Origin of the sequence: Brevibacillus sp. AG (genome assembly GCF_028369215.1) — a bacterium.
Taxonomy (GTDB): domain Bacteria; phylum Bacillota; class Bacilli; order Brevibacillales; family Brevibacillaceae; genus Brevibacillus; species Brevibacillus porteri.
The window spans coordinates 61,597-74,489 of sequence record NZ_JAQMYO010000015.1; the positions used below are offsets into that span (position 1 = coordinate 61,597).

Genomic DNA, 12,893 nt, shown 5'->3' on the forward strand with positions numbered 1-12,893 from the left:
CCTTGTACGAGGTTGTTGGGGTCCGCTTTAAAAAAGCGGGCAAAATATATTACTTCGACCCTGACCGACTGCCGATTGAGCAAGACTGCACCGTCATCGTTGAAACGGCGCGAGGGGTCGAGTTTGGTAAGGTCGTCATTGGCAAAAAAGAAGTAGCTGAGTCTGATGTCGTATTGCCGCTGAAAAAGGTCATTCGGATGGCAGACGAGCGAGATGCAAAACAGGTGGATGAAAACAAGCAAGCCGCCAAGAATGCTTTTGCTGTATGTCAGACGAAGATCAAAGAGCACAAGCTCGATATGAAGCTGGTCGATGTGGAATACACGTTTGACCGCAACAAGATTATCTTTTATTTCACCGCTGACGGCAGGGTTGATTTCCGTGAGCTGGTAAAAGACCTCGCCTCCGTATTCCGTACCCGAATTGAGCTTCGCCAGATCGGTGTGCGTGACGAAGCCAAAATGCTTGGCGGGATCGGGCCTTGTGGCAGGTTGCTTTGCTGTTCGACGTTCCTCGGCGATTTTGAGCCTGTCTCGATCAAAATGGCCAAGGACCAAAATCTTTCGTTGAATCCAGCCAAAATCTCTGGTCTATGCGGCCGGTTGATGTGCTGTTTAAAATACGAGAACGACAACTATGAAAGCTCGAAGGATGAGATGCCGGACATTGGCAAAATGGTCACCACCCCGATGGGAAATGGACGAGTCGTTTCCGTAAACGTACTTGATCAATCTGTCCAAGTAGAGCTTTCAATCGACAAGCGTGTCACCGAATTTGGATTGGATGAGATTGCGATAGGTCTCCCCACCTTTGAATAAAGCGTGGGGGTAGGGGAGAGGTGAGCTAGTGGACAAACGGGAAATCTTCGTCAAGATGGCGAGCATTGAAGAACGTATTGGTGACCTTTATAAAGAAATTGGTGAACTGAAAGACGTCATCGTTGTTTTGATGGAGGAAAACGCCCAATTACTCGTTGAAAACCAGCACCTTCGCAACCGACTAGACAGGAAAAAGACCGGCGCCCAAGCAAAACAAAAGGGAACAAGCCCTGTCGCGAAGGAAAAAGCCAAAAAGGCAGTGGTCGGAGAAGGATATGACAACCTCGCCCGTTTGTACGCGGAAGGATTTCATATTTGCAATGTGCATTTCGGCAGCCTGCGAAAAGAAGGGGATTGCCTGTTCTGTCTCTCATTCCTGAGCGGCGGCCCTCAAAAATAAGCGGTGAGTAACCAGCACCACAAAAAAAAGCGACCTGGGCCACGTGTCAGGTCGCTTTTTTCCGGATAGGAATAATAAGACAAGAACAAAAGGGAGTACGAGCCGTAGATGGAACCTGTCACCAACGTGCCGCTTTACGAAACAGAGCGCATCGATGATTTATTGACACATGAAATGAAAATAATCCAGAGCCACGAAGTGTTTTGCTTCTCGATGGACGCGGTTCTTTTAGCGCGATTCGCATCGGTGCCAAAGCGCGGAAAAGTATTGGATATGTGCACGGGCAATGGGGCGATACCGCTCATTATGACCACGCGTACGCCAGAAGCCAGTTTTGATGGAATCGAAATTCAAGAGCGTTTGTTCAGCATGGCAAGCCGCAATGTGATGTTGAATGGCTTGAACGAACGAATTACGATGCATCATGGCGATGTGAAGGATGCGGTGTCGTTGTTCGGGCACGGGAACTTCGATTTGATCACGTGCAATCCGCCGTATATGCCTGCGACGAGCGGGGAGAAAAACATCAGCGAGCACTTTGCGATCGCCCGGCATGAGATTATGCTGTCCTTGGAGGATGTCATTCGCGTGGGGAGTCAGTTGCTAAAAAACGGCGGAAAGCTGGCGCTCGTGCATCGATCCACACGTTTGATCGACATCATTTCGCTTATGCGCCAATACGGCATCGAGCCGAAACGGATGCGTCTGGTTTACCCGCGCAAGGAAGCAGAGCCGAATATGGTTCTGATCGAGGGAATAAGGGGTGGAAAGCCGGAGCTGAGAATTCAGCCGCCGCTGATTGTGTATGAAAATGGAGAGCAATACTGTGAAGAACTACAGGAAATCTATTATGGCAGACGAGATTCCCTCGAGTAAGAGTCACTATGTCTACATCCTGTCTTGTGCGGATGGGACACTTTACACTGGATATACGACAGAGCTGATCCGCCGTTTGGCTGCTCATAATGAAGGAAAAGGTGCCAAGTATACGAGAGGCCGCGGGCCAGTGAAGCTGCTCTATTGGGAAGAAGGAGCAGACCGTTCCTGGGGTCTCAAGCGTGAAGAGAGCATCAAACGATTAACGCGCAAGAAAAAAGAAGAATTGATTGGAGGGGCTTCCGAATGAATGTGCAACGCAGTTTTGCGTCAGAAGAAGCAGGAGTCCTTTATTTGGTGGCTACACCCATCGGCAATCTCGATGATATCACGGTGCGGTGTCTAAATACGTTGCGTGAAGTCGATGTCATCGCGTGTGAAGATACGCGCCAGACAAGAAAGCTGCTGAATCATTTTCAAATCGAAAAACGTACGGTCAGCTATCACGAGCATAATAAGGAAGCAAGTGGAAATGGACTGTTGCAGTGGCTTGCCGAGGGCAAGAAGATTGCCTTGGTAAGTGACGCTGGCTTGCCGGCTATTTCCGACCCGGGTGCGGAGCTGGTACGAGATGCGACCGCAGCGGGATTTCCTGTTATCCCCGTTCCAGGTGCCAATGCGGCGTTGACAGCTTTGATTGCTTCCGGTCTTCCTACTGATCGCTTCGTATTTTGCGGATTTATAGGCCGGGAAAACAAAGAAAGACGTGAAGAGCTGGAACGATTGAAGCGATATCCAGAAACGCTCATTTTTTATGAAGCTCCCCATCGAGTGGAAAAGACGCTTGCTGCCATGCGGGAGGCGTGGGGGAATCGGAGAGCTGTCCTGGCAAGAGAGCTTACAAAGCGCTACGAGGAATTTGTGCGTGGGACGTTGGACGAGCTGCTGGAATGGCTCAGAAGCGGCGAGGTGCGCGGTGAGTTTTGTGTCATTGTCGAAGGAAACACCGGACCACTGGAAGCGGAAGTCGATGATACATGGTGGCAATCGATGAGTATCGTGGAGCACGTAGATCATTACTGCGCGCAAGGCATGGGGAAAAAGGAAGCCATCAAGCAAGCAGCCGATGATCGAAACGTATCCAAACGAGATGTTTACAACGAATATCATCGTGAATAGAAGGCAATGAGTGAGCAAAGCTGGCCGATACGGTCGGCTTTTTTTCTTTTCGTCATGTCGACGGTGTACGTGAATACGATGGTAATGGGCGCTGGCGGTGTTTTCGGAAGGAAAGGAAGGGGGAATCAGCAGTGAGTATAAGTGATTCTCGTTTTATTGTGAATACAGATGAAAAAGACGATCACTTCATATTTACACTGCCGGTTACATGGAACAGTAGACCGTACGAATATGCCTGGGCCAAACAATTTGCCAATCCGAATGATGTTGTGCTTGATTCGGCATGCGGGATATGCCATCCATTCAAATTTTATTTGGCTGATCAATGTCGAGAAGTACACGCTTGTGATCTCGATAATCGGATACTGTCTAAGGAAGCGATCTATCAAGATATTGTGGACGTATTTGGGGAAAGAGTAGCAGACAGCTTGCCTGTGCATTATTTTGACGGTATTCATTATTGTCGAGCCAATTTGACCTACTTGCCGTACTCGAATCAAAAGTTTGATACGGTATTCTGTATCTCTGTTCTTGAGCATCTCGAAGACCCGATTATGGTGCAAGCATTCCGCGAATTTCACAGAGTGTTAAAAGACGATGGGCAGCTCGTACTCACTTTTGATTACCCGCTGATCAATTTAGCGCGACTGCAGCAAGTTTTGGCGGAGGTTGGGCTACAGTTTTCTGGCGAGGTATCCTTTGAAATGCCGGCTGATGTGGTCTATTCTGATTTGTATGCGCCTAGGCTGTTCTTCTTCCGAGCGCTGTTGAAGAAAAAATAGCAAACAAAAAGCCTTTGTGAGGCTCGTCCCACAAAGGCATGTTTATGTAATCAAATCATATTAGCGTTTAACAGGCATTTCTGTCAGGCAATCTTGGCACACGATTTTACCTTTAAAGTGAGATACTTTGTCAGCGTTTCCACAGAAGATACATGCAGGCTCATACTTTTTCAGGATGATGCGCTCTCCGTCAACGTAGATTTCCAAAGCATCTTTCTCAGCGATACCCAGAGTGCGGCGCAATTCGATTGGAATAACAACACGACCCAATTCATCTACTTTGCGAACAATACCGGTTGATTTCATCATAGTTAAAATCTCCTCCCAAAAACTGTATATGTCGATGCTATTGTTATACACTCATCATTTATCGTCAATATTCGACATTTTCTGTTGGGATAATCATACCAGCCATTCCCAAAGGTGTCAACATGATTTTGACAATTACTTGAAAAGCAAAATGTTTTTTCAAAACGAAAATGCTGTTAAATCAGTGTTTCTCAAAGCATTGGAAGCGATATGGAAATTTTTTATGGATAAAATTTACTGGGATTATTGGGTGTCGAATAAGTCGATGAATGTCGAAACACATCAAGGTGATTCGACAAAAACTCCAAGTTTTTTCTTTTCTTCTTGTAATTTGTAAAGCTGGTATGAAGCAAGCGATAAAATTCCTTAGGAAAATGGGCTTGCCGAGGATGTTTACAAAACAGGTTGGTCGTGTACAATAGAGGATAAATGCAGCAAATGATACCAAACGACCATGATGGGAAGAGTAAGCCGATCCTCCTTATTTCAGAGAGCCGGGGTAGCTGAAAACCGGTATAAGTGAGCAAGCTGAACATGGACCCTGAGTCTTGCAGATGAACAGTGACGGCATTGACCGTACCTAGTAGTCTGTGACGTATGCCCACGTTACGGGTAGAGTCATGTTTTGACTCACCAAGTCTGTTCTCCGTGAGGGGACGGAGTGTTTGGGTGGTACCGCGAGATAGAGCTCGCCCCAATTTTTTTGGGGTGGGCTTTTCCTTATTTTAATAAACGTAAACAGGAGGGGAATAGTTGCAATGAAACCTACTTATTACATCACAACACCGATCTACTATCCGAGTAACAAACTCCACATCGGTAACGCCTACACCACAATCGCGTGTGATGCTATGGCTCGTTATAAGCGTTTGCGCGGCTATGATGTGTATTACCTGACAGGGACAGATGAGCATGGTCAAAAGCTCCAAGAGCGTGCTGCCGAGGATGGCAAACAACCGCTGGAATTCATCGACCCGATTGTCGATTGGGTAAAGGACCTGTGGCAAAAGCTCGACATCTCTTATGACGATTTCATCCGTACCACAGAGCCTCGTCATAAAGAGGTTGTACAAAAAGTGTTCCAGCGCCTGCTCGACCAAGGTGATATTTATTTGGGCGAGTATGAGGGCTTCTACTGTGTACCTTGCGAGGCTTTCTGGACAGAAACCCAAGCGAAAACGGACAACGGGTATGCTTGCCCAGACTGTGGTCGCGAAGTGAAAAAAGTGAAGGAGAAAAACTACTTCTTCCGCATGTCCAAGTATCAGGACAGACTGCTTGCGCACATCGAAGCAAACCCTGAATTTATTCAGCCGGAGAGCCGCCGCAACGAAATGATCAACAACTTCCTGAAGCCAGGTCTCCAGGATTTGTCTGTATCCCGTAGTACATTTGACTGGGGAATCAAGGTGCCAAGCGATCCAGAGCACGTCATTTACGTATGGATCGATGCATTGACCAACTATATCTCTGCTCTCGGCTATTTGTCCGAGGATGACAGCAAATATCGTAACTTCTGGCCTGCCAATGTTCATATGGTTGGAAAAGACATTTTGCGCTTTCATACGATCTACTGGCCAATCCTGTTGATGGCACTGGATATCCCATTGCCAAAACAAATTTTTGGTCATGGCTGGCTTCTGATGCCAGATGGAAAAATGTCAAAATCCAAGGGCAATGTCATTGATCCGAAGGTTTTGATCGACCGTTACGGTTCTGACGGCGTTCGCTACTTCCTGCTTCGTGAAATCAACTTCGGTCAGGATGGCATCTTCACGCCAGAATCGTTCGTACAGCGCCTGAACTACGATTTGGCTAATGACATCGGAAACCTGCTGAGCCGTACCGCTACGATGATTGAGAAATATTTCGATGGTATCGTTCCAGCGCCACAGGATGCAGGAGAGCCGGATGACAGCTTGATCGGCCTCGCGATGAAAACGAAGGCGCTGGTGGAAGAGCACATAGAAGAAATGCGCTTCTCCAATGCACTGGCTCACATCTGGGAACTGGTGGGACGTACAAACAAATACATCGACGAGACCATGCCTTGGAATTTGGCAAAAACCGAAGAAACCAAAGGTCGTCTGGCAACCGTTATGTACAATTTGGTGGAAAGCATCCGCATTAGCTCCGTGCTGATCCAACCGTTCATGACCAAAGCACCAGCGAAAATTTGGGACCAACTGGGTATTTTGGGCAATGAAGAAGCAACAAGCTGGGAATCTGCAAGTGTATGGGGTGGATTGCCTGCTGGAAGCACCGTTAGCCGCAAGGAACTGCTCTTCCCTCGTCTGGATGTTCAAGCAGAACTGGCTTTCATCGACGATTCGACAGCAGAGGCACGTCGCCAAGCAGAGGAAAACAAGAAAAAGCAAGCAGCTTTGAAAGGGGAAGCACCTGTGAGTGAAACAAACACCAACCAAACAGAAGCAGCAACGGACAAACCAGCTGATGCAAAGGAAGAAATCAGCATCGACGATTTTGGAAAAGTAGAGCTGCGCGTCGCACAGGTCGTGGAATGTGCCAAGCATCCAAATGCTGACAAACTGTTGGTTCTGCAATTGGATCTCGGCTACGAGAAGCGCCAGGTTGTTTCCGGTATCGCGAAATACTACTCCCCAGAAGATATGGTCGGCAAAAAAGTGATCCTCGTAGCTAACCTGAAGCCAGTGAAGCTTCGCGGCGAGCTGTCTCAAGGGATGATCTTGGCAGCATCGGCAGGAGATCAGCTGACACTTGCGACTGTTGACCCAAGTATGCCGAACGGAGCAATCGTGAAGTAACGAGGGCAAGGAAAGGAAGGACCCATCTTGTTATTTGAAACCCATGCTCATCTAAATGCGAAGGAATTCGATGAAGATCGTGCAGAGGTCATTGCTCGTGCGCAAGAAAATGGCGTCAGTACAATTGTGAACATTGGATTCAACGCTGAAACAATTCCAACTTGCATGGATTTGGCTCATGCGTATGACTTTATTTACGCCGTCATCGGTTGGCATCCACAAGACGCCAAGGACATGACAGACGAACACCTAGAATGGATCGAGGAACTCAGTCGTGATCCGAAAGTAGTGGGATTGGGTGAAATGGGCTTGGACTACTACTGGGATACGTCGCCACGTGATGTGCAGGCAGAGGTGTTCCGCAAGCAGATTCGTCTGGCTCGCAAGCTCGACATGCCGATCATCATCCACAATCGCGATGCGCACCAAGACGTTTTAACGATCCTGAAGGAAGAGAAGGCAGCAGATGTTGGCGGCATCATGCACTGCTTCTCTGGCAGCTGGGAAACAGCGAAGCAGGCACTCGATATGAATTTTTATATTTCGTTCGGTGGTCCGCTTACATTCAAAAATGCCAAGCAGCCAAAAGAAGTAGCAGCGAAGGTACCGCTAGACAAGCTGTTGATAGAGACAGATTGCCCGTATCTCACTCCGCATCCTTTCCGCGGGAAGCGAAATGAGAGTGGATATGTGCGCTACGTCTGTGAGGAAATGGCGAACATTCATGGTTTGTCTTACGAGGAAATGGCACAAATTACCGCAGACAACGCCAGACGTCTTTTTCGCATGAACGGTTAATAAAAACGGGAAATCACGATTGATTACGTGATTTCCCGTTTTTTTGTGTTATGTAACCGGGTTCTACTCTATTTTGTCGACGCATACGATGAACAATGTGTCGAACGATTATTGTCCATCCGACATGGCTCCTCGACAGGTTTCTGCTACCATTCGCCATGCCTATTTTGCTAGTCTGGTACCATTATCGCTTCAGCCAAAAGGGAGGGTAAATTTGACAAAGCCGGGAAAGTGAAATACAATCAAAGCCGACCTTGTGAAGTACCGGCCACTTCCAGAATATTAGTGCAATTACATCGACCCTTACCTGGCTAGACAAGAAGAGCCTTGCGCTTTTCTAGGAAAAGGAGTGTGGGAAATGGAGTTACGCGCGATATGGGAAAGGTATAAGAATCGTGGGCTAGTCATGTTTGGCTGCCTTGCTCTTGTGCTCGTTCCCATGATTGGCTATTTCTCTGCCCAGGCTACTCAGCCAAAACAGGTCACTTTTTCGTTGGACGGAGAAAGCAAGACGGTCGCTACAAAAGCCAAGACCGTTGAGCAGTTCTTAACCGAGCGAAACATTACGGTAACGGAAAAGGATTCCCTTCAACCGACCCCCGAGACGAAGCTAAAAGACGGAGCACTCATTACTTTATATACAACCTGGTCCATACCAATCCAGGTTGACGGGCAGAAAAAAACGATAGAGACACTTAGTCGTGATGTTGCTGGTGCGTTGAAGGACGGCGGCATCGTGCTAGGTGAGAAGGACCGGGTAGAACCGGTATTGACCGCTACACTTACCAAGGACTCCTCGATCAGCGTAAAGCGGGTTGTTGAGAAAATGGTAAAAGTCGATGAGCGAGTCACCTTTCAAGAAATACGCAAAAATGATCCAGCGCTGGAAAAAGGTAAGACCCGCGTATTACAGAGCGGGCAAGAAGGTAAGGCAATTGCACACTATAAGCTAGTCATGGAAGATGGAAAAGAAGTCTCCCGTGATCTGGTCAAAAAAGATGTACTTGTACCGAAGAAAGATAATGTCGTAGCCGTGGGTACCGCAGTTCCAACGTTGCAGAAAAAGGGTCAACCAGATCGGGTCCTGGTTGCTTCAGCAGCGGGTCCGGTATCACGTGGTGGAAAAGTGTTTAGGCCGAAAAAAGTACTGAACGGGGTTACCCTGACTGCTTATACTCCTTCGGGAGGTGGCAAACACCCAAGCTCTCCGGGATATGGACGCACATCGACAGGGGTAAAAGCCAAGACAGGTCACACAATCGCTGTAGATCCTAAAGTCATTCCGTATGGATGGTGGGTGTACATTGAAGGTGTTGGGTATCGTCGAGCTGAAGATACGGGTGGTGCCATGAAAGGTGGCAAAATCGACGTATTCGTAGGCACGGAATCCGAGGCGAGGAAATTCGGTCGCAAGCGAAACAAAACTGTATATATCATTGGACCACAGAAGCCTTAGGACAGGAGCGATTGCTCCTGTTCTTCTGTTTCCTACATGGTTATTGTGATAAGCTGTTTGTTAGTTAGACGATCCTTTTTACCAAATGTTTCATGTATTTTTGGCTTTGGGTACGGTTTTTTTTGGAACACTAGTATCGTACCGACTTTGTACGAAAGTGGGAGCACATGATGAAGATCAAGGAAGTCATCGTGGTGGAAGGACGAGACGATACCGCAGCAATCAAGCGTGCGGTTAATGCTGATACGATTGAAACTGGTGGTTCTGCCATTCATAAAAGAACGATTGAAAAAATCAGGCTGGCGCAACAAAAACGCGGTGTTATTATTTTTACAGACCCTGATTATCAAGGGGAGCGCATCCGAAAAATTATCAGCAAGTCGGTTCCAGGCTGCAAGCACGCATTTATTACCCAGGAGGACGGGACCAAAAAGGGCGACATCGGCGTTGAGAACGCGTCACCTGACGTGATTATTCGTGCGCTTTCAGAGGTACGTACCGAAATGGCGGAAACGGCTGGAGAGATTACCTCAGACGATCTGTTGGCAAATGGCCTTACGTCCGGAGTAGATGCTAAAGATCGCAGAATTAAGCTGGGAGAAGCATTGGGGATCGGATACGCCAACGCCAAGCAAATGCTGCAGCGGCTCAATGCCTTCCAAATCAGTCGAGCAGAATTCGAAGCGGCCATTACGGCTATCAACAAAGAGAGGAAGTAAGCCATGACCCAAATAGCGGGCAAGGATATTGCGACACCTACGCGTACAAAAGAAATATTGGAGAAGTACGGCTTTTCTTTTAAGAAGAGTCTGGGCCAGAACTTCCTGATAGACACCAACATTTTACATAACATTGTTTCAGAGGCAGACCTTACCAAGGAAAAGGGAGCGATTGAAATTGGGCCCGGTATCGGTGCGCTGACGGAGCAATTGGGACGAGCAGCCAAAAAAGTAATGGCGATCGAAATCGACCAGCGTCTTTTGCCTATTTTGCAGGACACGCTGTCACCCTATGAAAATATTGAAGTCGTTCATGGGGACGTACTGGAGCTAGATCTGAAGAAGTTAATAGAAGAAAAGATGACAGGAGTGGAAAAGCTGAGCGTAGTGGCGAATCTGCCTTACTATGTGACGACCCCCATCCTGATGAAGCTGTTGGAAGAGAGATTGCCCCTCGAAAACATCGTGGTCATGATTCAAAAGGAAGTGGCAGAGAGAATTGCAGCCAAACCAGGAACGAAAGACTATGGCTCTCTTTCAGTCGCAGCTCAATTCTATGCAGAAACAGAAGTAGCGATGATTGTGCCTGCAAGTGTGTTCATTCCGCGTCCGAATGTCGACTCGGCAGTGATTCGCTTAAAGGTAAGGGATCGTCCTCCAGTGGAAGTAGACGACCAGGATGTGTTTTTCCGGGTGGTACGCAGCTCGTTTGCGCAGCGCCGTAAGACGTTGTTGAACAACCTAATGAACGGACTGTTTCCTAAAACCCAAAAGGATGAAGTAATACAGATGCTCACTGACATCGGGATCAATCCGACTCGACGTGGTGAAACACTCAGTTTGGACGAATTTGCCCGCCTAGCGAACGAAGGTATGCGCCGCGGACTGATTACGTAAATCGTGTAGACGACCCCCTTATTTTTGGGCGAGATCACCCAAGAATGGGGGTTTTTGCGTATTTATGCCCTTTATGCATATCTTTTGACAAATATCTACGTTTTTTATGAAAAAAACCCCGTTGACAAAATATCTACAGGGTTGCTATAATTTTTTATTTCTTTGACAAAATATAAGTGAGCTGTTATAATAGATGTAAGCGAGGTGGATGGAACAATGGCAAGAAACGCGTTACTTGACATTAAACGCAGTTTAGACGGACACATCGGTGAGCGCATCCTGCTGAAGGCTAATGGCGGTCGCCGCAAAACCGTTGAACGTAGTGGCATCCTCGAAGAAACTTACCCATCTGTGTTTGTGGTAAAGCTGGATGACGACCAACTCTTTGAGCGGGTATCTTACAGCTATGCTGACATCTTGACGGAAACAGTAGAATTGACGGTGTGCCGCGAAAACGAGCACATCCGCATCACATTTGTACAACAGTAGAGCCCTTTTGGGTTCTACTGTTTTGTTTTTTATATCGAAAAGCTCTGAACATTTGGTTGAGGCAATAAAAAGAGCAGCATAGAGCACACTAAGCCTGTCAACGAGAAGGAGGGTGCTATGGGTCGCAGACGAGGACTGATGTCAGAGCAGTTTAAGATGGAACTGGCCAAAGAGCTTGGGTTTTACGATACAGTAAAAGCCGAGGGTTGGGGAGGCATCACGACACGGGATGCGGGTAACATGGTCAAGCGTGCTGTTCAGCTTGCTGAGGAAGCATTAGCCGCTAAGCGATTGTAGCATTTGGTTTGATCGTACGGACGTTTCTCACCATATAAACACTCGTTGACAAGGCCGGGGCAACCCGGTTTTTTTTTGTAAAGAGAGCTGAATTTTCGAAATACCCATAATGATCTCGATCCTATTCTTTTTAATTGATCAAGTGGCATGGGAGAGTTTGCCTATGCTACAATAAGAGACTAGGAAATTTAGAAAGTAGGCAGAGGTGAATTACGTGCGTATCTCGGTCAAAGCTCCGGCCAAAATTAATTTGACTCTCGACGTGCTTGCCAAACGGCCGGACGGTTATCACGAAGTGGAAATGGTGATGACAACCGTAGACTTGGCAGATCGTGTGGACATGACTCTACGCGAAGATGGTGAGATTACGCTGGACTGTTCTGCCAGCTTCGTACCGGATGATATCCGTAACCACGCATATAAAGCGGCAACGCTCATGAAAGAAAAATTTCAAGTACGCCAGGGCGTACACTTGTATATCGACAAGCAAATTCCGGTTGCGGCTGGACTGGCAGGTGGCAGTAGTGATGCAGCAGCAACACTACGCGGCTTGAACCAATTGTGGAATCTCGGGTTGACCAGAGATGAGCTGGCTAAAATCGGAGCAGAAATTGGCTCTGATGTGCCGTTTTGCGTTTATGGAGGAACAGCGCTGGCGACAGGGCGTGGCGAACAGATTGCGCATCTGGGAGCGCCTGCACCGTGCTGGGTCATTCTAGCCAAGCCGCCTATCGGAGTATCTACCCCGGATGTATACGGAAACCTGCGTGTGGCCCAGATCGATAATCATCCCGATACCCAACAAATGCTGCAAGCCATCGCGACTCAAGACTTTTCACTCATGTGCCAATCTCTTGGGAATGTGTTGGAGAACGTCACGCTCTCGCTCCATCCACAAGTAAGACAGATCAAGGATCTCATGGTCGCTTCGGGGGCAGATGGTGTCCTGATGTCTGGCAGCGGCCCTACTGTGTTTGCTCTTGTGCAAAAGGAAGCGAAAGTACATCGGATCTACAACGCGTTGCGAGGTTTTGTCAAAGATGTGTTTGTTGTCCGAATGTTAGGCGCTCAAGATGGGGAAATACTTGCATAAACCCGTATGGAAATGATACATTATCAGCATAATATTCGGTTTTGGAGGAAGAGC

At 47.7% G+C, this 12,893-nt stretch carries 15 protein-coding genes and 1 other annotated feature; of the genes, 14 read left to right on the forward strand and 1 reads right to left on the reverse strand.

Going from position 1 to position 12,893, the window contains the following annotated elements; translation table 11 throughout:
* Nucleotides 1–2: 2 nt before the first annotated feature.
* The 6 genes from POF51_RS28250 to POF51_RS28275 all read left to right on the forward strand — a co-directional run bounded on the left by POF51_RS28250 (nucleotide 3) and on the right by POF51_RS28275 (nucleotide 3,995).
* A complete protein-coding gene (locus POF51_RS28250; RefSeq protein ID WP_017246925.1) occupies nucleotides 3–818 on the forward strand; it encodes a PSP1 domain-containing protein in 816 nt (271 codons plus the stop codon).
* Nucleotides 819–846: 28 nt separating this feature from the next.
* Nucleotides 847–1,218, forward strand: a complete 372-nt coding sequence (yabA, locus tag POF51_RS28255; protein ID WP_017246926.1) for a DNA replication initiation control protein YabA — start codon at nucleotides 847–849, stop codon at nucleotides 1,216–1,218.
* Nucleotides 1,219–1,326: 108 nt separating this feature from the next.
* A complete protein-coding gene (locus POF51_RS28260) occupies nucleotides 1,327–2,094 on the forward strand; it encodes a tRNA1(Val) (adenine(37)-N6)-methyltransferase (protein WP_069852555.1) in 768 nt (255 codons plus the stop codon).
* Nucleotides 2,069–2,344 (forward strand): GIY-YIG nuclease family protein, encoded by a 276-nt coding sequence (locus tag POF51_RS28265; RefSeq protein WP_069852557.1) that lies wholly within the window; start codon nucleotides 2,069–2,071, stop codon nucleotides 2,342–2,344. The genes POF51_RS28260 and POF51_RS28265 overlap by 26 nt, the downstream gene beginning before the upstream one ends.
* Nucleotides 2,341–3,213, forward strand: coding sequence for a 16S rRNA (cytidine(1402)-2'-O)-methyltransferase (gene rsmI / locus POF51_RS28270; protein ID WP_069852559.1), 873 nt, complete (start codon nucleotides 2,341–2,343; stop codon nucleotides 3,211–3,213). The genes POF51_RS28265 and rsmI overlap by 4 nt, the downstream gene beginning before the upstream one ends.
* A 131-nt stretch (nucleotides 3,214–3,344) precedes the next feature.
* Nucleotides 3,345–3,995 (forward strand): class I SAM-dependent methyltransferase, encoded by a 651-nt coding sequence (locus POF51_RS28275; RefSeq protein ID WP_083261749.1) that lies wholly within the window; start codon nucleotides 3,345–3,347, stop codon nucleotides 3,993–3,995.
* A 60-nt stretch (nucleotides 3,996–4,055) separates the two neighbouring features.
* Here the strand turns inward: POF51_RS28275 and POF51_RS28280 are convergent, their stop codons facing one another.
* Nucleotides 4,056–4,304 (reverse strand): AbrB/MazE/SpoVT family DNA-binding domain-containing protein, encoded by a 249-nt coding sequence (locus POF51_RS28280; RefSeq protein ID WP_007719913.1) that lies wholly within the window; start codon nucleotides 4,302–4,304, stop codon nucleotides 4,056–4,058.
* Between the two features lie 445 nt (nucleotides 4,305–4,749).
* Nucleotides 4,750–5,004, forward strand: a binding site (T-box leader).
* A 58-nt stretch (nucleotides 5,005–5,062) separates the two neighbouring features.
* Here POF51_RS28280 and metG point away from each other — a divergent pair.
* The 8 genes from metG (at nucleotide 5,063) to ispE (ending at nucleotide 12,839) form a co-directional block, all read left to right on the forward strand.
* On the forward strand, nucleotides 5,063–7,090 hold the full coding sequence (gene metG / locus POF51_RS28285; RefSeq protein WP_017246932.1) for a methionine--tRNA ligase: 2,028 nt from the start codon (nucleotides 5,063–5,065) through the stop codon (nucleotides 7,088–7,090).
* 27 nt (nucleotides 7,091–7,117) lie between these two features.
* Nucleotides 7,118–7,888: a TatD family hydrolase gene (locus POF51_RS28290; protein WP_017246933.1), complete on the forward strand. Its 771-nt coding sequence runs from the start codon at nucleotides 7,118–7,120 to the stop codon at nucleotides 7,886–7,888.
* Between the two features lie 358 nt (nucleotides 7,889–8,246).
* The gene (locus POF51_RS28295; protein ID WP_069852563.1) at nucleotides 8,247–9,344 is read left to right on the forward strand and encodes a 3D domain-containing protein; all 1,098 of its coding nucleotides are present in this window, start codon (nucleotides 8,247–8,249) and stop codon (nucleotides 9,342–9,344) included.
* A gap of 170 nt (nucleotides 9,345–9,514) precedes the next feature.
* Nucleotides 9,515–10,063: a ribonuclease M5 gene (gene rnmV / locus POF51_RS28300; protein ID WP_069852640.1), complete on the forward strand. Its 549-nt coding sequence runs from the start codon at nucleotides 9,515–9,517 to the stop codon at nucleotides 10,061–10,063.
* Between the two features lie 3 nt (nucleotides 10,064–10,066).
* Nucleotides 10,067–10,960: a 16S rRNA (adenine(1518)-N(6)/adenine(1519)-N(6))-dimethyltransferase RsmA gene (gene rsmA, locus POF51_RS28305; protein ID WP_017246936.1), complete on the forward strand. Its 894-nt coding sequence runs from the start codon at nucleotides 10,067–10,069 to the stop codon at nucleotides 10,958–10,960.
* A gap of 216 nt (nucleotides 10,961–11,176) precedes the next feature.
* Nucleotides 11,177–11,449 (forward strand): biofilm formation stimulator Veg, encoded by a 273-nt coding sequence (gene veg / locus POF51_RS28310; protein WP_005830485.1) that lies wholly within the window; start codon nucleotides 11,177–11,179, stop codon nucleotides 11,447–11,449.
* 117 nt (nucleotides 11,450–11,566) lie between these two features.
* The gene (locus POF51_RS28315; RefSeq protein ID WP_017246937.1) at nucleotides 11,567–11,746 is read left to right on the forward strand and encodes a small, acid-soluble spore protein, alpha/beta type; all 180 of its coding nucleotides are present in this window, start codon (nucleotides 11,567–11,569) and stop codon (nucleotides 11,744–11,746) included.
* A gap of 214 nt (nucleotides 11,747–11,960) precedes the next feature.
* Nucleotides 11,961–12,839, forward strand: coding sequence for a 4-(cytidine 5'-diphospho)-2-C-methyl-D-erythritol kinase (gene ispE / locus POF51_RS28320; RefSeq protein ID WP_069852567.1), 879 nt, complete (start codon nucleotides 11,961–11,963; stop codon nucleotides 12,837–12,839).
* Nucleotides 12,840–12,893: the final 54 nt, after the last annotated feature.